Genomic DNA, 21445 nt, shown 5'->3' with positions numbered 1-21445 from the left:
TGGCTACCGCTCCAGCCCGGCAGCCCCGCCCCGGGCGTCGTCAGTGGGCGTAGCGGCCGAGCAGGTACACACTGCGCCGCTTGCCGTCGCGCACCGCCACCACGTGCCCGGTCACCACGTCCCCCTGGCGCTGGTAGACCTGGTACGACGGCGCGTCGAAGCGCCAGCCGACGGTGTCCGGGATCGCTTCGGCGGGAAGCGGGAACCCCGCATCGGTGGGCGCCATCGTCGGTGGCTGCGCCGGTGCGGCCGCCCAGCCGTCGAGGATCCGGTCCAGGCACCCCGGAGACGTGGTGAAGTGCAGGTACAGCTCGCCCATCGGGCCGGTCATGTCCTCGGCGTTGCTGTATCGCAGGCCATCAACGTCACACGGCAGACTGACCTGGTAGTGCGGCAGGATGTCGTCCTCGAAGTCGCCCCGGGTCACCCCGAAGATCCCGTCCGGATGCCGGTAGGGCCGTGGACCCCAGAAGTGCGCCGCCGGGTAGAGCGCCACCGCCAATCCGACGATCACCAGCGCTATCGCTCCCCACCGCCAGAGCCGTTGTCGGGAGCCGCGCACCGTCGACCCCGTCGCCTGCCGCGCAGCCGCACTCGTGGAACTGGCGGGGTGAGCCTGCCGGCCCGCACCGGAGAGCACCTCCCGCACGACCGACCGGAACAGCGTCGCGGTGTCGGCGATGAACCGGAGCCGGCCGACACCGAGCAGACGCAACGCGGCGCCATGCCCGAACGCGACCACGACGGCGGCGCCGAACAGCAACACCCACCAACCCGCGGCCACCGCCGCCCGTACCGGTCCGGCGCTGTCGGCCCATCCCTGGCGCAACCGCTCGGTGTGGAACGGCACGTGCCTCTGCTCGTCGATCAGGATGCGGGCACCCACGTCCGAGAGCAGCGGATCATCGGTGCCGTCGCGCACGGCTCGGTAGTAGCGCAGGGCGACCACCTCGGCGACCATCAGCGTCATCAGTTCCAGTCGCAGCCCCAGGGCACGCCGGAGCGCCACGAACACCCGGTCGGTCCAGTGACCGTCGATGACGTCGCCGCCCGCGCTGAGCAGCAGGTGCTTGAGGAGCCGGGCGTGGTTCTGCTCCTCGGCGACGAACAGTCGGACCGCCGCCAGATAGGTCGGGTCACCGGCCCGCTCGCTCTTGCTGATGAGATTCACGCCGTCGCCGTCTTCACCGGCCTGGAATCGCTGCAGGCTCCGGATCAGCGCCGCCGGCAGCGGACTCCCCGCACTCCACCGTGGATCTGGCCCGTCCCGGCGTCGCTCGGCGTTCTCGGTGAACTCACCTATCCAGGCCTCGAAACCCATGTCTCTTCCCCCGTTGTCCCGCAAACATTCGGTTACCGCGCCCACGCCTCGGCGTCGGTGACGACCGGCTGCCCGGTGCGTACCGATTCTTCGATGGCGAGGCTGATCAGGTGGTCCTGGCACGCTTCGGCGAGGGAGTACGGAGCGGGGCCTTCCTCCCGCGCCCACGCCCCGGCGCGGGCGACGATGTCGGCCACCGCGATGTCGTCGTCGGACATCCCGCTACCGACGAAGGGATTGCGGTAGACCACCTCGCCGTCGAAGCTGATGTGCTTCAGGTCGAGCCCCTCCAGGTTGAGGTCGAGACCCGTCTGGCGTCGCACCAGTGACGACTCCACCGGCGTGGTCGGGTCGACCAGCCGGACAACCCGGTCGTCCACCAGCTCACCGCGCGAGCCGCGCACCACCAACCGGCGGGTACGCAGCGGGCTCCACCACTGGTTGTCGGTGAAGTCGTACAACCCCATCCGTCCGCCGAAGTCGATCGTCGCGAGTGTGGTGGAGAGCTGCTGCGGCGTGTCGTCACCGCTCCAGCCGGTCGGCGAGAGCGGGTTGGCCAGTGGCGCGACGAAGGCGCGCGCGTTGACCTCGGCGGTCTCGTGACCGACGCCGAGCAGCCCACGGATCAGCGACACCGCGTGGTACAGGTGGGTCGACGAGATCTGGACCGAGGTCGGCTCGCCGAGCACCCCGGCGCGGACCACCGCCAGCCGGGCCGCGTGCCCGGGCATCAGCAGGTACTGTTCGGCGACCTGCACCAGACCGCTGCCCCCGACGTCGGCCCAGAGCGAGCGCAGACCCGCCAGGTCGGCGGCGGGCGGCGTCTCGGCGAGCACCGGTACGCCGGCCGCGACCAACTCCCGGGTCGCTTCCGGTGTCACGGACCACGGCACCGACACGATGACGAAGTCCGGCCGCTCGTGGGCGAGCAACTCGGCGCTCGTCCGGAAGGTCCGCACACCCCAGTCGGCGGTCACGGCAGCTCCCCGCGACTCGGTACGCGTCACCACCCCGGTCACCCAGAACCGCTCGGGAAGCAGCCTGGCCAGGCGAAGGAAGAACTCACCTCGCCAACCACTGCCGACAATGCCGAACCGGGTCTGCGCCACCGACGTCATCTGGGCTCCTCACCTAGAGGCCCGGATGCTAACCGTTGCCGGGCCGTGTTTTTCGCTACGGTTGCCCTGATGACCATCGACTCGTTACCCGCCGGCCCCGCGTCGGCGACCGTCGAGGTGACCGGCGCACGGCCGCAGCTCGACTACTACCTGGTTGGCGTCAACGACTCGGACACCACTGTGGAGGGCCTCCTCGTCGAGGAGTTCACCCGGGACCGCGACTTCGTCACGACGGGGCTGGACAGCGCGGGTTGGACCCCACAGGCAGGCTGGTGGAGTTCCGCGTCGCTGAGCCGCGACATCCGCACGAACCCCGAGATGCTGGCCCGGGTGATCCCCACCTCCCGCCGGCAGGCCGAGACCGTCCATCGCGCGCTCGGCGGTGGGCAGCTGCCGGACGAGACGCTGCTCCGTACGCACTTTCTCGACCATCAACCGATCGCGAGCGCCCCGCCGCTGCGGCTCGGCCCCGCCCAGCCGCCGGCCGGCTTCCACGAACGGCGGGTGTACCGCGTCCTCTTCGCCAAGGACCTCCGCCCCGAGCAGGTGGCCGCCCTCCGCACGGCCTGGCGGACACCGACCGTCGGCACGAGCGCGTCCGCCGCGAGCGCGTCCGGCACGAGCGCGTCCGGCACGAGCGCGTCCGTTGCGAGTGGTCGTCTCGATGGGCACGGCGACCAGTTCAGCTGGGACCTGCGCCGCGTCGGCCACACCCTCGCCTGGGGCCTCGACGTGACCGCGCTGCTGGCGACCGATGCCACGGCGGCGCTCGGCTCGACACTGTCCGCGCTGACGGACGTGCTGCGGCAGCACGGTCTGATACCCGTGACGACCGAACGCTTCTCCTAGGCCCGGCACTCCCCGGGGCCCGGCACTCCCCGGGGCCGGCCACCGAACTAGCCGACCAGACTGGAGGCGCGTGTGTCAGTCGACCTCGAGGCAACAGTGGCCCGGCCCATCTCGCTCGCCGAGTTGGTGACCGCGGCGCGAGCCACCCTGGCCGAACTGCTCGGCATGACCACGACGCCCGAGCTGATCGTCGTCACCGACCGACGCTACGAACAGGGACGCCGCGTCGATTCCGGACGCCGCCTCGACGCGGCGGAACTGCGGGACACCACCATCGGCGACCGCATCGATCGCACGCCCGACGGCATGCCCGGCTCGATCCACCTTGAGGTCGATGTCGCGGGCTTCGAGGACAGTGTCTGGCTCCTGGTGATCGACCACGAACCGGAGACCGACAGTGGTCCGGAGGCCGTCTTCAGCCCGTACCGCACGTGTGTGAGTGTCGTCGTGGCGCTGGCCATGGCCCTTGCCGTCGCCGACCTCACCGGCGGACAGTTCACCGACGACCAGATCCGGCTGCTGCGGCCGAGCCACCCCGACCCGCGTCAGGTGGTCACCGTGACTCGACTGCCACCCGAACCCGGGGAGTTCGCCGAGAGATGCGAGCGCTACCTTCGCCAGTTCGCGCATCTCGGCGGGTGGCCGCGCGACGTGTCGATGCGCCCGTGACGGCATCGCCCCGCTACCCGGAGGATCGGAAAAGGCCGTGAAGCCGTTGGGGATCTCGCATGACGCTTTTGGCCGGCTTCGCCTCACCGACTTCATCAGGGCGGAGCACCTTGAGCAGCTTCAGGGCTGGGAGTACATGGAGCGTTGCTGGGTCGGGGAGGCGTCGGGCTTCACGGAGTGGCTTCGTCTTGAGTCAACTCCCGAGGTAACGCGTTCGGTAGCGATGGACCTCGTCGCCCTGCCGGAGGCGACGCTCCAGAGCATGATCGACGCGCTTCGGCTGCCTTTACGGGCAGGGCTGGACCAGCGAGAGATCACCGCCGTCTTCGGCGAGCCCACCGAGATACAGAGATTCGTGCAGGACCGAGTCACCCTCGTCTTCCGCATAGCCGCTGTCGAGCCCTACGAACTGGGTTGCACGGTTCACGAGGAGCAAGGGCTGATCTATCTCACGATGCACCCAACGCCACTGCCGGATTAACTCGCGATCAGCTCCATCGAGCCCCGGTCAGCAACTGTTGTACTTCATTGCTGTACGAGATCGGAAAAGGCCGTCTCCGACTCGCGGAAACGGCCTTTGACCTGGGGTGGAGCTGAGGGGATTTGAACCCCTGACCCCCTCGATGCGAACGAGGTGCGCTACCAGTCTGCGCCACAGCCCCCCACCGGCGAACCGGCTTCGGTCCCACCCGGCTTACACCGGGCGGGCCGGCAGCAAGGCTAACAGGTTGCCGGCCCTCACCGCGAATCCGCCCCCTGCGTGGCGCTCCCCCAGACCCGAAGATCGACTCGACTTTCTGAAAACCGGGGCATCCCGGACGCCACGACACCCCGACTTTCAAGAACCCGAGTCGATCAAGCCAGCCGGCACCGGGCAGGCAGGGGCCGGGGACCGGCACAGACTGGGGGCCGGCCCAGGCCGGAGACCAGCCCAGGCCGGAGACCAGCCCAGGCCGGAGACCAGCCCAGGCCGGAGACCAGCCCAGGCCGGAGACCAGCCCAGGCCGGAGACCAGCCCAGGCCGGAGACCAGCCCAGGCCGGAGACCGACCGGGCCCGGGAGGGGCCGGGGGTCAGGCGCCTCGGCCCGCCTCGTAGGGGCGGCCGCGGAGACCGCCCGACCGCCGGTACGAGACCGACCCGCCGTTGACCGCCGCCGGCAGGTCGCCCTGTCGGTCCAGGCCCATGGCGGCTCGGCGTACGCCCTCGCGTTGGGCGGCCAGGCGGCGTTGCGCCTCCCGGCGGGCCGCTGCCCGGCGGGCCTGCTCCCGGCGCACCTCGGCCTGCCGGGCGGCCAGCCACGCGGCCTCCCGGGCGCGGGCCCGGCGGCGGCGTCGCCCGGCGAGGGCCTGACCCCGCAGGTGGACGACGTACAGGGCCAGGAGCAGGAAGGTGACTCCGAAGCCGACCCAGAAGCCGGGGCTGACGAACAGCACGCCGATCAGCTCGACGACGTTGAGGAGCAGCAGGGCGGCGAGCACCCGGCGACGCCGGTACACGGCGGGGGTGTGCTGTCGGCGCGGCGGTGGCCGGCGTCGGGACCGCTTCGGAGCGGGCGGTACGGCGCGCAGCCGCCCGGAGCGACGGGCAGCCGGCGGCGCGGAGACCGGCGCACCCAACGTGCCGGTAGTCGCATCCTCGCTGAGGGTGACGACCAGTGAGCGCGGCGGGTGGACGGGTCGCCGTCCCGGCACAGTGCGGCGCCGTCGGCGGCGCTGGAGCACCCGCGCCGTCGACTGCGCCCGCTCCGCCACCAGCCGCTCGGTGGCGTCGTACCGGCGAACCAGCGCCGGGGCCAGGGCGAGCAGACCGGCGGCGGCGAGGACGGCGAGGAGCACCGAGGTCGGCACCCTCACCCCTCCCGTCACCGAATTCGAAGCAACCGCCATCCGACCGCAGGATCTTCCACCGATCACGCGTGGGCGCGTGGATCGTCCGGCCGGGGAGCGCTTGCCGCAGCTTGCAGTTACTTGAGGTTACGGCGCGCCGACCGGGATGCCACCGCGCCGCGCCGATCCCGTCCGTGGGACGAGTGGCAGGATGTGGCGAAATCCTCCTACCGCGCGTTGGCGCGTACCCGGTGCCAGCGGGCCAGCAGGCCACCTTCGGCGGCGATCTCCTCACTCGTCATCGCGTACCCGATGTGGTCCCGCCACGCGCCGTCGATGTGCATGTAGCGCACGTGGTACGACTCCTCGCGGAAACCCAACTTCTCCACCACCCGCCGGGACGGTTTGTTCTCCGGACGGATGTTGACCTCCACCCGGTGCAGCCCACCCGGGCCGAACGCGTGGTCCACGGCGAGCGCGAGCGCCGTCGGGATCACCCCCCGTCCGGCCACCCGCGCGTCCACCCAGTAGCCGACGTAGCCGGAGCAGAGGGCCCGCCGCACGATGCTGCCCACGTTGATGTGCCCGACCAGCCGGTCCCGATCGCCCTCGCGCAGGCAGACCGCGAACGGCATGCCCTCACCCTCGCGGGCCGATCGCCGCTGGTCACGGTGCACCCAACGGAACGCGGACGGCGAGTTCATCTCGTCCCAACTGCCGGGCAGCGAGGACTCCCAGGGCGCCAACCAGGCCCGGTTGGCGCGCCGCACCTCCGACCACGCCGCCGCGTCGGAGCGCCGGTAGGGCCGCAGCAGCACCGGGCCGTCGGCCAACTCCACCGGCCAGCCCGGCGACCGCGCGGGTCCGAAGAGGCTCACCCGCACAGTCTCCCGCGCGGGACCGTGTCCCGCGCAAGTGGCCCCACCGGGCCGCGCACACCCACCGCTACGAACCGACGGTCGCGCGCCCGGTGACCACCGGGTCGACGGACCGGCCGGGAGACCTCACCGGCGGCGGTCCAGCAGCAGGACGTCCACCGTGGAACCGGCCGCGGCCGTGGTGACCCGCTCACCGAGCACCAGCAGCCCGTTCGCCTCGGCCAACCCGGAGAGGGTGAACGGCCCACCGCTGAGCGGCTGGACCGTGTACCCGCCGCCCCGGCGCTCGGCGACGTGCGCCGGCCGGAACTCGCGCAGCCCCGCCGGGGACGACACGGTCTCCAGCAGGTGCGCCCGCACGCTGGGCCGGAACACCGGCTCGGCGCCGGCGAGCAGCTGGATGGCGGGGCGCGCCAGCACCTCGAAGCCGATCAGCGCGGCGCCGGGGTCGCCGGGCAGGCAGACCACCGGCACCTCCTCCGCGCCGACAGTGCCGAACCCGAGCGCGGTGCCGGGGTAGAGCGCCACGTCGGTGAAGGTGACCGGCCCGGCCCGGCCGCCCTCGCGGCGGGACAGGATCCGGCGCACCATGTCCCCGGGGCCGGTGCCGGTGCCCCCGGTGGTGATGATCAGGTCGGCGCGCAGGGTCTGGTCCTCCAGCAGCCCGCGCAGCCCCTCCGGGTCGTCGTCGCAGATCCCCACCCGGTACGCCAGGGCGCCCACCTCGGCCGCCGCGGCGGTCAACGCGTGCGAGTTGGCGTCCACCACCTGACCGGGCTGACTGCCCCGGCCCACGTCGACGAGTTCGTCCCCGGTGGCCACGATGACCACCCGTGGGCTGGGCCGGACCACCACGTGCCCGATGCCGGTCGCCGCGAAGACCGCGACCAGGGCCGGGGACACGTAGGTGCCGGCCCGGGCGAGCAGGGTGCCGGCGGGCAGCTCCTCACCGGCGCGGCGTACCCCGTACCCCCGTTTGGGGGTGCGGAAGATCTCCACCGCGGCCATGCCCTGGTCGGTCCACTCCACCGGGACCACGACGTCCGCGGCGACCGGCAGTGGCGCCCCGGCGGCCACCGAGAAGCACGAGCCGGGGGTGAGTCGGACCGGCCGCCAGCTCGCCGCGCCGAGGTCACCGACCACGTTGAGCCGGATGGTGCGCCCTCCGCGGGTGCCGGAGGGGGCCGGGACGTAGCTCGGCCCCCGGCCCCCTCCGGAAATGTCCTCCCAGCGCGCGGCGTAGCCGTCCACGGCCGCCTGGTCGAAGGCCGGGAAGGCGTGCGGCGCGACGACGTCCTCGGCGAGGACGTTGCCGTGCGCCTGGGTGAGGTCGAGGTCGAGTGGTGGCAGCGCGCGCAACCTGCGCAGCACGCTGCCCAGGTAGTCGGCGAGCGGCGTCAACTCGTTCGCGGCCGCCTCGGCGTCGGCCGTCGCGGTCATGTACCAGATCCGCCTGCCGCGTCGGCCTTGACGAAGTCGGCCAGCCAGGACCGGAACTCGGTGCCCAGGTCGTCGCGCTCGGCGGCGATCTGCACCACCGTCTGGAGGTACCCAAGCGGCATGCCGGTGTCGTAGCGGGTGCCCCGGTAGACGATCGCGTGCACCGGGGTGCCCTCGGTGCGCAGCAGCTCCATCGCGTCGGTCAGCTGGATCTCGCCGCCGCTGCCCGGCTTGGTCCGCCGGATCGCGTCGAAGATCCTGCCCGGCAACACGTAGCGGCCGAGCACCGCGAGGTTGCTCGGGGCGTCCTCCGGCTGCGGCTTCTCCACCATCCCGGTCACCTTGACGACCTCACCGATGTCGGTCAGCTCCGACTCCGCCGGCTCGACGGAGGCGATCCCGTACCGCTTGGTCTCGGCCGGGTCGACCTCGAAGAAGGCGAGCACCACACCGCCGGTGCGGGCCTGCAACTCGATCATCGCCGGCAACAGCGGCTCCGACGGCTTGACGAACTCGTCGCCGAGCAGCACCGCGAAGGGCTGGTCGCCGACGTGCGACTCGGCGTACCCGACGGCGTGGCCGAGCCCGAGCTGCTCGGGCTGGCGCACCGTGTAGATCTCGGCCAGTTCGCTGGGCCCACGCACGGCGGCCAGCCGCTCCGCGTCGCCCTTCTCCTCCAGCCTGGCCTCCAGGTCCGGGCGACGGTCGAAGTGGTCCACCATCGACGTCTTACCCCGGCCGGTGATCAGCAACACGTCGTTGATGCCGGCCTGCGTGGCCTCCTCGACGATGTACTGCAACACCGGCCGGTCCACCACCGGCAGCAGTTCCTTGGGGACCGCCTTGGTGGCCGGCAGGAACCGGGTGGCCAGTCCGGCGGCCGGGATGACGGCCTTGACCGCCAGGGGACGGAAGGTTGCGGCGACCGTCGACGAGGGATTCGCTGAGTGCTCCGACATGCCGCGAGACTATCGGCCACGGCTCTGCCGCGGCGGGTGTGGCCCAGAAGACGCGCCGCCACCCGACCCCGGCCGCGCCGCGTCCGGGCCGGCCCGCGCCCCACCCGGGACGTTGTCCGGCGTGTCGTCGGCCGCATCAGGTCGGGCGTGCGCCGGGCCCACCACCGATTCCGGTACGCCCACCGCCGGGTCGGACCGGGCGGACCCGCCCGGCTCCCGGGGGGCCTGCACCGGCTGGCCGGCGCGCGGCAGTCCGTCGGGTGGGCTCACCGCACCCGCGAGAACCGGGATCTCCCGGGTCGGCAGATCCGAGCGCACCTCGGCGACCCGGTACGTGTCACGGCCCGCCGCCTTGGCCGCGTACAGCGCGTCGTCGGCGGCCTCCAGCACCTCCCGCCCGGTGCTGCCGTTGTCCGGAAAGACGGCGATGCCCACCGACACGGTCACCAGGACCGGCCCGGCGTCCGCCTCGACGGCGATGGGCGTGTCCCGCACCGCCGCGCCGAGCCGTTCGGCCACTATCGCCGCGCCCCGCGCGTCGGTCTCCGGCAGCAGCAGCACGAACTCCTCGCCACCCTGGCGGAAGGCCAGGTCGACCTCGCGGATCTCGCCGCGCACCCGCCGGGCGAACTCGGCCAGCACGGTGTCCCCCGCGGCGTGCCCGTACGTGTCGTTGACGTCCTTGAACCGGTCCAGGTCCAACGCGAGGACGCTGAGCATCCGCCCGAAGCGGCTGGCCCGTTCCACCTCCCGCCGGATCGACTCGCGCAGGTAGCGGTAGTTCCACAGCCCGGTGAGCGGGTCGGTGAGGGAGAGCCGCTGCGCCTCCTCGTGCACCCGGACGTTGTCCACCGCCACGGCCGCGTGACCGGCGAAGGTGCGCAGGGTGGCCAGGTCGTCGTCGTCGAACTCGTCGGCGCCCAGCCGGTCGTAGAGGGCCAGCACCCCGAGCGCGGCCGCCGCGCCAGCCTCGTCTGCCGACGCCGAGGGTCCGCCGGGGGTGGCCGGGGCACCGCCGCCCGGGGCAGCGAACGGAACCGCGACGTACGTGCGGCAGCGCGGCTCACCCGTCGGCGCCTCGGTCGTCTCCGCCCTCCCCCGCTGCGGTTCACCGGTGGCGGCGACCGCACCGACGATGCCGACGCCGACCGGCACCCGCAGCGTCTGCGGCCCGTCGGTCTCCTCGGCCGGCCAGCGCCCGTCCAACCCCTCGGTGCACTGCGCGACGAGCACCCCGCCGGTCTCCACCAGCAGCACGGCACCGGCCCGCGCGCCGGTGGCCCCGATGGCGCTCCGCAGGATCACCCGCAGGATGCGTTGCAGGTCGTGCGTGCTGGCCAGGGTGTCGCCGAGCACCGCGAGGTGCCCGCGCAGCTGATCCCGGTTGCTGGTCAGCGCCGCGACGTAGGAGCCGGTCTCCCGGGTCATCCGGTTGAACGCGGCGGCCAACCGTCCCAGCTCGTCGCGGCTGCGGACCGGCACCCGGGCGGTCAGGTCGCCCTGGGCCACCCGGTCGACCGCGCCGGCCAACTCGGCGAGCGGCCGGGTGGTCACCCGGGCCAGTCGCCAGGCGGTCAGCACGGCGAGCAGCCCGGCCAGCACGACCACCCCGACCAGCGTGGCGTTCAGCCCCGGCGGCCGTTCACCGGGCACGGAGAGCACCAGTGGCAGCGGCTGCGCGTCGGAGGGCCCGAGCCGGCGCACGTAGCGGCCGTCGTTGGTCTCGGTGACCTGCTCGCCCCGGACGGTGACGGCGGCGGCCAGCACCGCGTCGCGTACGTCGCCGGATTCGGTCGTGTGGGTGACCCGAGCGGCGCGCGCCCCACTGTCGAGCAGGGTGACCGCCACCCCGGTCACCGCGGCCAGTCGCGCCACGAAGGCCGGGTCGACACGTTGCGCGGCGGTCACCGTGCCCAGCCGGGCGCCGGCGCGATCGTGCAGGTCGACCTGGGCGGCCAGCGCCCGGACCGGGCCGGTCGAACCGTCGGTCGAAACCGTGCCGGAGCCCCCGTTCGCGCCCCCGTTCGGGTTCTCGGTCGCGCCTCCGTTCGGGTTCTCGGTCGCGCCTCCGTTCGGGTTCTCGGTCGAGCCGGCGCAGTCCCGCCACGGGGTCGTCGGCGCACCGGGCGAGACGTAGGTGACCCGGCCGGCCACGTCGGTGATCAACACTGCGGCGGCCAGGCCCCGGCCGACCAGTTGCGCGGCCGCGACAGCCGGCTCGGCGGTGAGCGCCACCGCGTCGGCGGTGGCCCGGAGCTGCTGGCAGAGCGCGTCGACCGAGGTACGCACCGTGGACGCCGCCACCGCCAGGCGCTCGGTGGAGCGGCTGCGGTCGACCGCCGCGACGGTGGAGGCGACGAAGAGCGCGCCGAGCAGGACCGGCCCGAGCACCACCACGAGGAAGGCTGCCGTCAACCGCCCGCGTAGCGTCACTCGGTCCCCCCGGAAGTTCCGCCTCCGTTGCTTGCGATGCTGACACAGTGCAACCGTGGGAGAGGCGTTGCGTCAGGAGTGTTGCGTGCCGGAATTTTCTGATGAAGCGGAAGTGACCCGGGTGGCGAAGCGGAACAGCCGCGTCGAGCTGCTCGCCCGCCGCCGGTCGCTGCCCGCCGCGACGAGGGCAGCCGCCGCCGGGCGCGTGCAGGCCGAGCTGGTCGCTCTGGTACGCCGGCTGCGCCCACACCGGATGACGGCGTACGTGCCGGTCGGCTCCGAACCGGGCGGCCCCGACCTGCCCGAGGTGCTCCGGGAGGCCCTGCCGGCGGACGCGGAGTTGCTGCTGCCGGTGCTCCTCGCCGACCTGGATCTGGACTGGGCGGCCTATACCGGGCCGGCTGCCTTGATCGCGGCGGGTCGGGGTATCCGTGAACCGACAGGCGCCCGTCTCGGGGTGGCCGCCGTGGCGGAGGCGGAGCTGGTGGTCGTACCGGCTCTCGCTGTCGACCACCACGGTCGGCGGCTCGGGCGCGGCGGCGGCTCGTACGACCGGGCACTCGCCCGGGTGCCCGAGGCAGCCCTGACGGTGGTGCCCCTGCACGACGGTGAGCTCGTCGAGGCGCTGCCGGTGGAGCCACATGACCGTCGGGTGCGCGCGGTCGTCACCCCCGCCGACGGGGTGCGTACGCTTGACGGCGGCCCGGGTGCGGCGCACGGTGTCGCGCCCCACACGTCCGCTGGACGAACCCGGGGCGAATGACGCACCATTGGCACTCGAATACGTCGAGTGCCAACTGGCTGAGCCCAGATCCGGAGGAGAACGTGCCCACGTACCAGTACGCCTGCACCACGTGCGGTCACCAGCTCGAGGCGGTGCAGTCCTTCTCTGACGAGCCGCTGACCGAGTGCCCGGCGTGTGAGGGGCGGCTGCGCAAGGTCTTCAACTCGGTAGGCATCGTCTTCAAGGGTTCGGGCTTCTACCGCACCGACTCGCGGGCGTCCGGCTCCGAGACGACGGCCGGCGGCACGGCCAGCAAGCCGGCCAAGTCCGAGTCGTCCTCCGGTGACAGCTCGTCCTCCTCGTCCTCGTCCGGGTCGTCCTCGTCGTCTTCGGGCTCGTCGTCGACGTCCGGGTCGTCCTCGGGCTCGTCGTCCTCCTCGGGGTCGTCCTCGGGTGGATCGGGCGGCGGCAAGACGGCGGCGGCAAGCTCCGCATCCTGATCGCCGAAGGCCCGACCCCACCCGGGTCGGGCCTCTGGCGATCACGCGTCAGGCCCCCAATCCCACCGGTCGGGGCTTCAGGCCCACGGGTCGGGCCTTGATCGACTCGATTTTCAGGAAGTCGGCCCATCCCGGTCGCCTCGATAGGCCGATTTTCTTGAAGGCGAGTCGATCAACGCTGGTGCCATAGCAAATCGACCCGGCGGATGGGCGTTTTCCACAGGCCGGGCGGTTGTCCACAGGCGTCGGCGGTGGGTCGGCCACGGGGGACGGGAACTGCCTAGCCTGCCGTCCATGGGTGCCGCTGCGGCGCTCGGGGACGGGAGGCGGCAGAGGCGATGGTCGATCCGAATTCCGCGCGGGCGTTGCGCCCGCTGCGCCAGCTCGCCCTGCCCCGCTGGCGCACCCTGCTCCGAGCCGGTCTGGTCGCCGCGCTGCTCGGCCTGGCCGCCGCAGTCCTACAGACCCCGGCCGGATGCCCGCCGACCGTCGTGCCCTCCGACGCGCCATCCGTGGCAGACGACCCACCCCGGCAACTGCCCTCCAACGCACCATCCGTGGCGGACGACCCGCCCCGGCAGGTCGACGAGGGCCGCTCGGCCGCCTCCGGCGGGGCGTCCCCTCCCGACAGCACCGGAACGGCCGGACCGACCTCATGAGGGTCCGGCCGAGCCGTCGGGGTCAGTCCCAGTGCGGGGGGCGTTCGGCGAGCAGCCAGTCGTCGTTGTCGCCCGACCGCTCGCCCCAACCACGGTCGGTGTCGTCTGAGGTCTGCTCGGGCAGCACCACGAAGTCTTCGCTCAGGTCGACGGCGCGGTCATCGTCTCCACGTGCGCCGTGCGTGCCGGGGTCCTCGGTGCTCACGAGCGGCAAGACTAGCGCAGCTCACGCCGGTGGACCGGGCCGCGGACCGAGGCCACGCCGACCACAGACAACCAGACTGCCGAGCCCTGCCGACCACAAACAACCATGCCGCCGAGCCCTGCCGACCAGAAACAACCAGACCGCCGAGCGTGGGCACGCCGGCCAGAAACGACCGGGCCGCCGGTGGCGTTGGTAGCGTCGGACGGCGTGACGACCCCCAGCGGTGGCAGCACCCCGGACGACTACTGGCGACGGCCTGACGCCGGTGACGACGCGCTGGCGGACCAACCGCCCACCGCATCCGGTGCCACACCACCGACCGGGTCCATGACCCAACCGCCGGCCGAGCCCACCAACCCACCTACGAGCGGGCCCACCAACCCACCTACGAGCGGGCCTACCGGCCCATCACCGACGGGACGCACTCCTGCCGGGGCCGCCGGCGCATCGCAGGCCGGGCAGACCCGCCCCACGTCGCCGGACAGCACTCCCAGCGGACACGCCGTCCCACCACCAGTCGGCCAGGCCGGACCACCACCAGCCGGACACGCCGGACCACCACCGGCCGGACACGCCGGACCACCACCGGCCGGACATGCCGGACCACCACCGGCCGGGCACGCTCCCGGTGGGTACTCCGGCCCGCCGCAGAGCGTGCCGCCGCCGGCGGGTTGGCGTCCGCCCGTACATCTGCAGCCGGCGCCGCCGCGGCAACTGCCCCCGCAGGACATGGTCGACCTGGACGCGGCCGAGCAGCGTTCGCAGCGGGTCACCTACGGCTTCGGCGCGGCGGCAGGCGTGGTGCTGCTGGTTCTGCTCTGCCTGCTCTGCTCGCGAGTGATTTTCTGATGCCCGCCCCCGGACAGCAGCCCGGCAGCCCCAGACCAGGAGCCGCAGACCAGGAGCCGCAGACCAGGAGCCGCGGGCCAGAGGGACGCAGCTCAGCGGGGCCGCGACTCAGCGGCCGTAGTTCTGGGGCGCACACCAGAGGGTCAGCAGCTCGTGCCCTGTTGGAGGTCCTCGGCGAGCTGGACCGCGGTGAAGTCGCCGGTCCTGGTGTTGTACCGCCGCACAGCCACGGCCCCCAACCCCAGAATCCATCTCGCACCTATCCCCTCACGAGATCTTGGACAGTTTCCGTCACCGAACGGAAAGTGTCCAAGATCTCTTAGAGGGTGGTGCCCCACACCGTCTCAGCGCCGGAGTGGCCGGTCAGGTAGACGTAGACCAGGGCGGCGATGGCAAGGGCCACTGCCGCTACCGCCAGTACCGGGGTGACCAGCGCGGGCAGTTGCGGCACCCGGGGATGTTCACTTGTCGCCACGAGCAGCAGGATGGCCACGATCCCGAGCGGCAGCACGATGCGGAACAGGATGTCGCCGTAGCGGGAGTGCTCGAAGATCTGGTCGAGGATCGGTCCCTGGAAGCCGCGGGCCACCAGCGCGTCGGTGAGCGCCTCACCCGACTTGACCGCGACGTAGGCGGTCACCGGCGCGGCCACGGCGAGGAGGCCCAGGGCCCAGTCCAGCCGGCTGCGCCACCGCGGCAGCCCCACGTACGCGACGGCGAGCACCGCCAGCAGCGGCACGAAGACGACTACCGCGTGGACCACCAGGACGTGTACCGGTAGACCCAGGATCTCCTCGAACATCGAACCCTCCAGGTGGATCATGGTCAGGGGCGGTCAGCCTACGGTCCGCCGATCGTCCCCCGGCTCTCGATCGGACACACGCGCGCCGGGTCGATCGGGTTCATCCTGCGGGCCGTACTTCCGATCTTGCCTGGCTGTGTCGGTGGCCACCCGCAGCATGCGACGGTTGTCGATGCAGGCCGGGCGTGCTGTCATTGGCGAATGTCCGGTACCGAGGAGCTGCTGCGGTCGAGGGGCCTGCGGGTGACGCGGCCACGCCTCGCGGTGCTCGACGTGCTGGCCGGCGGCGGCCACCTGGAGGTCGACGAGATCACCCGCCGGGTCCGTGAACGGCTCGACTCGGTCTCCACCCAGGCGGTCTACGACGTGCTGGGCGCGCTGTCGCGGGCCGGGTTGGCGCGCCGGATCGAGCCGGCCGGCAGTCCCGCCCGCTACGAGGCGCGCGTGGGCGACAACCACCACCACGTGGTCTGCCGGGGCTGCGGTGAGATCGCCGACATCGACTGCGCGGTGGGCAGCGCCCCGTGCCTGGAGCCGAACATCGCGCACGGGTTCGAGGTGGACGAGGCTGAAGTGACCTTCTGGGGCCTCTGCCCGGACTGCCGGGCCCGCCGCTCCGCCGACGTCTGACCGGTGCTCCGGGCGCGGCACCGACGGCACGTGCGCGGCGGGGTCGATCCGAGCGTGGCAGTCTTGAGCGGTGGACAGCGATGACCTCGGCCTCTTCGGTCCGGGTTCGGTCACGTGGAAGGTGCACGAGGAGCCGATCCTGATCGTCGCCGGCCTGCGCTCGCTCTACCTGCAGGCGTTGCACCCACTGGCCATGGCCGGGGTCGCACAGAACAGCAACTACCGCACCGACGCGTGGGGGCGACTGATCCGCACCGCCACCTACGTGGCGACCACCGTCTACGGCACCACCGCCGAGGCGCAGGCCGCCGGGGCCCGGCTGCGCCGCGTGCACGACCGGCTGCGGGCCACCGACCCGCGTACCGGTGAGGAGTTCCGGATCGACGACCCGGACCTGCTGCGCTGGGTGCACGTGACGGAGGTCGAGTCGTTCCTGAGCACGGCCCGCCGGGCCGGGCTGCCGCTGAGCGACGACGAGGTGGACGGCTACTACACCGAGCAGCGGCGCGCCGCCGCCCTGGTCGGTCTGGACCCGGCCACCGTCCCGGGCACCGCCGCCGAGGTCGCTGACTACTACGCGGCGGTACGGCCACAGTTGCGGATGACCCGGGAGGCCGCCGAGACGGCGGTGTTCCTCACCGCCCCGCCGCTGCCGTGGAAGCTCAGCCTGCCGGTCCGGTTGGGGCTCACGCTGGGCCCGCCGCGCTGGGCGTACCTGGGGATCGCCGGCACGGCGTTCGCGCTGCTGCCGACGTGGGCGCGCCGGATGTACGGGGGTCTCGGCCTACCGACTACAGCAATGTCGGCGGACCTGACGGTGCGCGCGCTGCGGCTGGCGTTCGCCGCCGTCCCCCGCCGCTACCTGGAGGGGCCGTTGATACAGGCGGCCAAGGAGCGGGCCGCGCGGCACGCCGCCGCCTCGCTGGCCGGCTGACCGGACCGGCGGAGATCAACCGTCGGCGGGCCGGTCCATGGCCGCCCACGGCTCCTTGCCCGGGACCTGCGCGCCCGCCGGGCAGTGCCGCCGGAAGTCGCACCAGCCACAGCGTGGGCTGGGCGCCACCGGGAACGCCTCGTCCGCGTCGGCGCCGTCGGCGACCGCCCGTTCGGCGGCCATGATGTCGCGGGCTGTCTCTTCCGCACGGGTCAGCTGTCGGGCCAGCGATTCGACGGTGTGGTCGTGGCCGGCGACCGTTCCGGTCGGTAGGTGGTGTAACTCCACCCGGCGGCACGGTCGGCGGAACACCCGCTCGGCGGCGTACGCGTAGAGCGCCAGCGCCTGCGAGCCCCGGGCGTCGTCCGCGTCCAGCCCGCTGCGACCGGTCTTGTAGTCGACGATGACCAGCTCCGGCCCTTCCGGCCCGGGCCGCGAGTCGATCCGGTCGGCGCGGCCGTTGAACGCCAACACGGCGGTCTTGACCGCGACCACCCGTTCCACACCGAGCGGGTCGGAATCCGGTTCCAGCGTTTCGACGTACGCCTCGAGCCACCCCAACGCCCGCCGGTAGGCGGCCCGCTCCTGCTCGTCGTCGCGGTAGCCCTCGCGGACCCAGGTGCCCTTGAGCAGCGTGGCCAACGCCTCGGGGCGCCGCCGGTCGGCGGGCAGCGCGTACCAGTTCTTCAGGGCGGTGTGCACGCTGGCGCCCAGCGAGTTGTGCGCCCACGGCGGGCCCTTGGGTGGGGCGGGCCGGTCGACGTAGGAGTAGCGGTAGCGACGCGGGCAGTCCGCGTACGCGCCGAGTTTGCTCGGGGTGCAGACGAACAGCCGCTCCGGCATGCCCTCGAAGCCGAGCTGCTCGGCGTCGCCGGCCCGCTGCCGAGGGGCCCGGCCGCCGGCCGCCGGCCGCCCTGCTGATGAGGATCGTCGCACGCCTGCGATCCTGCCATCCGCCCCCGACATCGCGCGCGTGCCGTCAGGTCATGTTCACGTACTGCGTCACGAATGCGGCCACCGCGTCGGCGATGAGCTGCACGGCGATCGCGGCCAGCAGCAGGCCGGCGATCCGGGTCAGCACCTCGATCCCGCCCGGCCGGAGGATCTTCACGATGCCACCGGAGAAGCGCAGGACGATCCAGACGGCGACCATCACGGCGAGGATCGCGACGGCGATGGCGCTGAACTCCCCCACCCCGTCGGCCTGTTGGACGAAGAGCATGGTGGCCACGATGGCGCCCGGGCCGGCCAGCAGCGGCGTGCCCAGTGGCACCAGCGCGATGTTGGAGGTGACCTGCTGACTGGGGTCGTCGGCCTTGCCGGTCAGCAGTTCCAGGGCGACGAGCACCAGCAGCAACCCACCGGCTGCCTGCAGGGCCGGCAAATCCACGTGCAGGTAGTCGAGCAGGGTCTGCCCCGCCACCGCGAAGATCACGATGACGCCGAGCGCCAACGCGACGGCCTGCCAGGCGGCCCGGTTGCGGTCGCGGGCGGGCAGCGGGCCGGTCAACGCCAGGAAGATCGGCATCATGCCCGGCGGGTCGGTGATCACCAGCAGGGTCACGAAAACCTCGCCGAACAGCTTCAGATCCACGTGATCAAACTAGCCGCGCCGCGATGGGCGAAATACCCGGATCAGCCCGAAGCGACCTCGGTCACCCCGTCGGCGACGATCCGCTCGTACGCCTCGACGCCGGTGCTGAACGCGCCGAGCTGAACGGTCTTGTGGGTGCCGTGAAAATCCGAGGAACCGGTGACGAACAGCCCCAACTCGGCGGCGAGCGCCCGCACGTGTTCCCGCTCGGCCGGGCTGTGGTCCTCGTGGTCGGCCTCGAGCCCGGCGAGCCCGGCGGCAGCCAGTTCGGCGATCAGCTCGTCGGGCACCACCCGGCCACGTCGGGTGGCGCGCGGGTGGGCGAAGACCGGCACCCCTCCGGCCGCCCGGACCAGTCGGACGGCCCGGAACACGTCGATGTCCTCCTTGGGCAGCCGGTACCGCTCGCCCAGCCAGTTCGGGCCGAACGCCTCCCGGACGCTGTCGACCAGGCCGGCGCGGATGAGCGCCTGCGCGAGGTGCGGACGCCCCACCGTGCCGCCACCCGCGCCAGCCAGGATGTCCGGCCAGCTCACGTCGATGCCGTCGGCCCGCAACAGGGCGACCATCCGTTCGCCGCGCTCTTCCCGGGCGGCCCGGACGCGGGCCAGCTCGGCCACCAGCTCCGGATGCTCCGGATCGAACAGGTACGCGAGCAGGTGCAGCGGCACCGCCGGCTGCGCGCCGGACCAGCGGCACGACAACTCGGCGCCGCGGACCAGACGCAGCCCCGGCGGCAGTGCGTCCACGGCCGGCGCCCAGCCGGCGGTGGTGTCGTGGTCGGTGATCGCCAGCACGTCCAGCCCGGCGTCGAAGGCCGCGCCGACCAGCTCGGCCGGGGTCAGCGTGCCGTCGCTGGCCGTCGAGTGGGCGTGCAGGTCGATCCGGAGGGCGGAGCCGGTACGCGAGGTCACCGCTCGACGCTACCGAGGAAACAGCGAGCCCGGCTCACATGGGTCGCCCGGGGTCAGAAGCCCTTCACCAGGATCGGCTGGTCACCGGTTGACACGCCGGGCACCGCGGCGGGGCCGGCGGGCTTTCCCGCCCGCACCTGGCCGACGTCGAGCTGGACCAGCTGACCGGTGCCGTCGAGGTAGGAGGCGTTGGTTCCGTCGACCCAGATGACCACCCCGGTCATCGGCGGCCCGGCCGCCACTGCGGTCGCCGCCGACCCGAGCCGTTGCAGGTCGACCAGCAGGGACCGGTCGGTCCCGCCGACCCGGCCGTTCACCAGCAGCCACCGCCCGTCCGGCGAGACCCCGCCGACGCCGTCCTGACTCAGGTCGGGACCGCAACCGGTGCGTACCTGCTCCAGGCGCCGTGTCGGGGCGAGCAGGGCGAGGCAGGTCCGGCTGGCATCGGTGGTGGCGACCTGGCCGACGAGCTGCCCGTCGGGCAGCTGCCCGTAGACGTTGAGGCTCTTGCGGTCGAGGGAGTCGGGCAGCGGCCCCGCACCGGGCCGCCAGAGGGTGTGACCGGCGCCGGTCGGGTCGAGGCGGACCAGCACGCTGTCGGCGACGAATCGGACGGGCTCCGCCCCCGCCGGCACCGGGGTGCGCACCGCCCCGATGAGTTGGGTGCCGACCACGCCCGCCACCAGCAGGTCGCCGCCGTCGCGCCAGGCGACCTGGAGGCTGTCCGGGGCCAGCACGATCCCGCCCGCTCCGGCCAGCAGCACCTGCACCAGGCCGTCGTCCTGCACCACCCACAGGGAGCGCCCCGCGGTGGTCGGCGTGCCGACCACCAGCCAACCCTTGCCGCTGGGCAGCGGCTGGGCGCGTTCGGCCGGCCCGACGTCGGGCAGTACGAGTCGCCGCCCAGCGGCGCTGACCAGCGTCTCGCCGGCGGGCGGAGCGGCCGACGTCTCGGGCGAGGGGACGGAGCCGGGAATGCTGTCCTTCGGGAGCGGTCGGTTGGTCGGGCCCGGGTCACCGATCACCACGATGGGGGCCCCGTCCCGGCTGGTCTCGGCACCGAGCTGGGCGATGCCGGCGCTGAGCAGCACCGTGGTGACAGCGGCGAGGGCGACGCCGGCTGCGGCGCGTCGACGCCGGATCCGGTTCGCGCGGCGGATGGCCTGGCCCGCCGGATCGACGCTCAGTGGGCGGGTACGCGCGACCTGGTGCGAGAGGGTCTCCCGCACCGCACCTTCCAGCTCGTCAGGCCGCACCTGGTATGAACGCGGCGGGACGTCCGTCAGGTTGTCGGGCCGGCCGGGGAGTTCAATCACTGCTGCTCCCCGGAGCCCGTGCCGACGGGCACGGCCGCCGGGGCGGTGGGCAGCACGACCTGCGGGGTGATCGCACGGGGCGCGGCGGGGCGCGGAGCGGCCGGGCGGGGCGCGGGCCGGCCGGTCGACCGCCCCGGCCTGGGTGCGGCGGTGGCATCGGTGGCCGAGGGCTGCCCGGTCCGGGCGTCCGGGCCCGTCGTCCGGCCGGCGGCACGCGTCGCGCCCGATCGGCTCCCGGCAGCAGGAGATGGGCCGGCGGCAGCAGACCGGCCGGCGAAGCCGGCGGCAGCGAGTTCTGGTGCGTCCGCGCCGAGCCGTCGCCGCAGCGTGGCCAGCGCCCGGGACGTCTGGCTCTTCACCGTGCCCGGTGAGATGTCGAGCAGCGCGGCGGTCTGCGCCTCGGTCATGTCCTCGTAGTAGCGCAGCACCAGCACTGCCCGCTGCCGGTTGGGTAGCTGCCGGAGGTGCCGCCAGAGCAGGTCACGGTCAAGTTGCTGCTCGATCTCGTCGACACCGGCGCGCTCGGGTAGCACCTCGGTCGGGCGTTCGCCGTGCCAGCGCCGCCGCCACCAACTGGTCGAGGTGTTGACCATCACACGTCGGGCGTACGGCTCGACGGCCTCGATCCCGCCGAGCCGCTTCCACGCCAGGTAGGTCTTGGTCAGCGCCGTCTGGAGCAGGTCTTCGGCGGTGGCCCAGTCCCCGGTGAGCAGGTAGGCGGTGCGTAGGAGCGCGGCGGAGCGGGCCGCGACGAACTCGCGGAACTGCTCCTCCAACGAGTCCTTGCTCGCCACCGCTCACCTCCGCACCCCTGCTGTCCTGG

The 21445-nt window shown here is 72.9% G+C and carries 22 protein-coding genes, 1 tRNA gene and 1 pseudogene; 8 read left to right on the top strand and 16 right to left on the bottom strand.

Annotated features, from left to right (window positions below):
- Nucleotides 1-40 precede the first annotated feature (40 nt).
- Together QCZ28_RS02915 and QCZ28_RS02910 are read right to left on the bottom strand one after the other, a co-directional pair.
- A complete protein-coding gene (locus QCZ28_RS02915) occupies nucleotides 41-1321 on the bottom strand; it encodes a ferritin-like domain-containing protein (protein ID WP_279515078.1) in 1281 nt (426 codons plus the stop codon).
- Nucleotides 1322-1353: 32 nt separating this feature from the next.
- Nucleotides 1354-2439: a Gfo/Idh/MocA family oxidoreductase gene (locus QCZ28_RS02910; RefSeq protein WP_279515077.1), complete on the bottom strand. Its 1086-nt coding sequence runs from the start codon at nucleotides 2437-2439 to the stop codon at nucleotides 1354-1356.
- Between the two features lie 69 nt (nucleotides 2440-2508).
- Between QCZ28_RS02910 and QCZ28_RS02905 the strand changes: the two genes are divergently transcribed.
- The 3 genes from QCZ28_RS02905 (at nucleotide 2509) to QCZ28_RS02895 (ending at nucleotide 4438) form a co-directional block, all read left to right on the top strand.
- Nucleotides 2509-3288 (top strand): hypothetical protein, encoded by a 780-nt coding sequence (locus QCZ28_RS02905; RefSeq protein WP_279515076.1) that lies wholly within the window; start codon nucleotides 2509-2511, stop codon nucleotides 3286-3288.
- A 72-nt stretch (nucleotides 3289-3360) separates the two neighbouring features.
- A complete protein-coding gene (locus QCZ28_RS02900) occupies nucleotides 3361-3957 on the top strand; it encodes a hypothetical protein (RefSeq protein WP_279515075.1) in 597 nt (198 codons plus the stop codon).
- A gap of 37 nt (nucleotides 3958-3994) precedes the next feature.
- Nucleotides 3995-4438 carry a hypothetical protein gene (locus QCZ28_RS02895; RefSeq protein ID WP_279515074.1) on the top strand — a complete coding sequence of 148 codons (444 nt, stop codon included), beginning with the start codon at nucleotides 3995-3997 and terminating at the stop codon, nucleotides 4436-4438.
- A 107-nt stretch (nucleotides 4439-4545) separates the two neighbouring features.
- Here QCZ28_RS02895 and QCZ28_RS02890 read toward each other — a convergent pair.
- The 6 genes from QCZ28_RS02890 to QCZ28_RS02865 form a co-directional block, all read right to left on the bottom strand.
- Nucleotides 4546-4619 (bottom strand) — tRNA-Ala (locus tag QCZ28_RS02890).
- A gap of 410 nt (nucleotides 4620-5029) precedes the next feature.
- Entirely contained in the window at nucleotides 5030-5806 is a 777-nt protein-coding gene (locus QCZ28_RS02885; RefSeq protein ID WP_279515073.1) for a hypothetical protein, read from the bottom strand.
- 206 nt (nucleotides 5807-6012) lie between these two features.
- Nucleotides 6013-6663 (bottom strand): GNAT family protein, encoded by a 651-nt coding sequence (locus QCZ28_RS02880; RefSeq protein WP_279515072.1) that lies wholly within the window; start codon nucleotides 6661-6663, stop codon nucleotides 6013-6015.
- Between the two features lie 126 nt (nucleotides 6664-6789).
- Nucleotides 6790-8103 carry a gephyrin-like molybdotransferase Glp gene (gene glp / locus QCZ28_RS02875; protein WP_279515071.1) on the bottom strand — a complete coding sequence of 438 codons (1314 nt, stop codon included), beginning with the start codon at nucleotides 8101-8103 and terminating at the stop codon, nucleotides 6790-6792.
- Entirely contained in the window at nucleotides 8100-9062 is a 963-nt protein-coding gene (locus QCZ28_RS02870; protein ID WP_279515070.1) for a UTP--glucose-1-phosphate uridylyltransferase, read from the bottom strand. The genes glp and QCZ28_RS02870 overlap by 4 nt, the downstream gene beginning before the upstream one ends.
- 9 nt (nucleotides 9063-9071) lie before the next feature.
- Nucleotides 9072-11495 (bottom strand): diguanylate cyclase, encoded by a 2424-nt coding sequence (locus QCZ28_RS02865; RefSeq protein ID WP_279515069.1) that lies wholly within the window; start codon nucleotides 11493-11495, stop codon nucleotides 9072-9074.
- Nucleotides 11496-11580: 85 nt separating this feature from the next.
- Between QCZ28_RS02865 and QCZ28_RS02860 the strand changes: the two genes are divergently transcribed.
- Together QCZ28_RS02860 and QCZ28_RS02855 are read left to right on the top strand one after the other, a co-directional pair.
- Nucleotides 11581-12258 (top strand): 5-formyltetrahydrofolate cyclo-ligase, encoded by a 678-nt coding sequence (locus QCZ28_RS02860; protein ID WP_279515068.1) that lies wholly within the window; start codon nucleotides 11581-11583, stop codon nucleotides 12256-12258.
- Nucleotides 12255-12461 (top strand): annotated as a pseudogene (locus tag QCZ28_RS02855) (FmdB family zinc ribbon protein); the annotation flags it as partial. The gene QCZ28_RS02860 and the pseudogene QCZ28_RS02855, both read left to right, overlap by 4 nt.
- 14 nt (nucleotides 12462-12475) lie before the next feature.
- On the opposite strand, the gene QCZ28_RS02850 reads toward QCZ28_RS02855, so the two are convergent.
- Nucleotides 12476-12691 (bottom strand): hypothetical protein, encoded by a 216-nt coding sequence (locus QCZ28_RS02850; RefSeq protein WP_279515310.1) that lies wholly within the window; start codon nucleotides 12689-12691, stop codon nucleotides 12476-12478.
- Between the two features lie 366 nt (nucleotides 12692-13057).
- Between QCZ28_RS02850 and QCZ28_RS02845 the strand changes: the two genes are divergently transcribed.
- A complete protein-coding gene (locus QCZ28_RS02845; protein ID WP_279515067.1) occupies nucleotides 13058-13378 on the top strand; it encodes a hypothetical protein in 321 nt (106 codons plus the stop codon).
- A gap of 22 nt (nucleotides 13379-13400) precedes the next feature.
- Here the strand turns inward: QCZ28_RS02845 and QCZ28_RS02840 are convergent, their stop codons facing one another.
- Together QCZ28_RS02840 and QCZ28_RS02835 are read right to left on the bottom strand one after the other, a co-directional pair.
- The gene (locus QCZ28_RS02840; protein ID WP_030329161.1) at nucleotides 13401-13583 is read right to left on the bottom strand and encodes a hypothetical protein; all 183 of its coding nucleotides are present in this window, start codon (nucleotides 13581-13583) and stop codon (nucleotides 13401-13403) included.
- A 1168-nt stretch (nucleotides 13584-14751) separates the two neighbouring features.
- On the bottom strand, nucleotides 14752-15234 hold the full coding sequence (locus QCZ28_RS02835) for a DUF2231 domain-containing protein (RefSeq protein ID WP_279515294.1): 483 nt from the start codon (nucleotides 15232-15234) through the stop codon (nucleotides 14752-14754).
- A 201-nt stretch (nucleotides 15235-15435) separates the two neighbouring features.
- Between QCZ28_RS02835 and QCZ28_RS02830 the strand changes: the two genes are divergently transcribed.
- Nucleotides 15436-15864 carry a Fur family transcriptional regulator gene (locus tag QCZ28_RS02830; protein WP_030329167.1) on the top strand — a complete coding sequence of 143 codons (429 nt, stop codon included), beginning with the start codon at nucleotides 15436-15438 and terminating at the stop codon, nucleotides 15862-15864.
- A gap of 70 nt (nucleotides 15865-15934) precedes the next feature.
- Complete coding sequence (locus QCZ28_RS02825) at nucleotides 15935-16798, top strand: oxygenase MpaB family protein (protein ID WP_279515066.1); 864 nt, start codon at nucleotides 15935-15937, stop codon at nucleotides 16796-16798.
- A 15-nt stretch (nucleotides 16799-16813) separates the two neighbouring features.
- Here the strand turns inward: QCZ28_RS02825 and QCZ28_RS02820 are convergent, their stop codons facing one another.
- Genes QCZ28_RS02820 through QCZ28_RS02800 form a run of 5 tightly spaced genes read right to left on the bottom strand, consistent with a single transcriptional unit; the run spans nucleotide 16814 to nucleotide 21416 of the window.
- Complete coding sequence (locus QCZ28_RS02820; protein ID WP_279515065.1) at nucleotides 16814-17734, bottom strand: PD-(D/E)XK nuclease family protein; 921 nt, start codon at nucleotides 17732-17734, stop codon at nucleotides 16814-16816.
- Between the two features lie 43 nt (nucleotides 17735-17777).
- Nucleotides 17778-18392 carry a MarC family protein gene (locus QCZ28_RS02815; protein ID WP_279515064.1) on the bottom strand — a complete coding sequence of 205 codons (615 nt, stop codon included), beginning with the start codon at nucleotides 18390-18392 and terminating at the stop codon, nucleotides 17778-17780.
- A gap of 41 nt (nucleotides 18393-18433) precedes the next feature.
- Nucleotides 18434-19306 carry a PHP domain-containing protein gene (locus QCZ28_RS02810; protein ID WP_279515063.1) on the bottom strand — a complete coding sequence of 291 codons (873 nt, stop codon included), beginning with the start codon at nucleotides 19304-19306 and terminating at the stop codon, nucleotides 18434-18436.
- A gap of 53 nt (nucleotides 19307-19359) precedes the next feature.
- The gene (locus tag QCZ28_RS02805) at nucleotides 19360-20622 is read right to left on the bottom strand and encodes a hypothetical protein (protein ID WP_279515062.1); all 1263 of its coding nucleotides are present in this window, start codon (nucleotides 20620-20622) and stop codon (nucleotides 19360-19362) included.
- Nucleotides 20619-21416, bottom strand: coding sequence for a SigE family RNA polymerase sigma factor (locus tag QCZ28_RS02800; protein WP_279515061.1), 798 nt, complete (start codon nucleotides 21414-21416; stop codon nucleotides 20619-20621). The genes QCZ28_RS02805 and QCZ28_RS02800 overlap by 4 nt, the downstream gene beginning before the upstream one ends.
- Nucleotides 21417-21445: the final 29 nt, after the last annotated feature.

The sequence above is a fragment of the Micromonospora sp. DH14 genome (genome assembly GCF_029809455.1).
GTDB classification, from domain to species: domain Bacteria; phylum Actinomycetota; class Actinomycetes; order Mycobacteriales; family Micromonosporaceae; genus Micromonospora; species Micromonospora parva.
The sequence above is the reverse complement of the archived record's forward strand: the minus strand, read 5'-3'. Positions and strand labels throughout refer to the sequence as shown.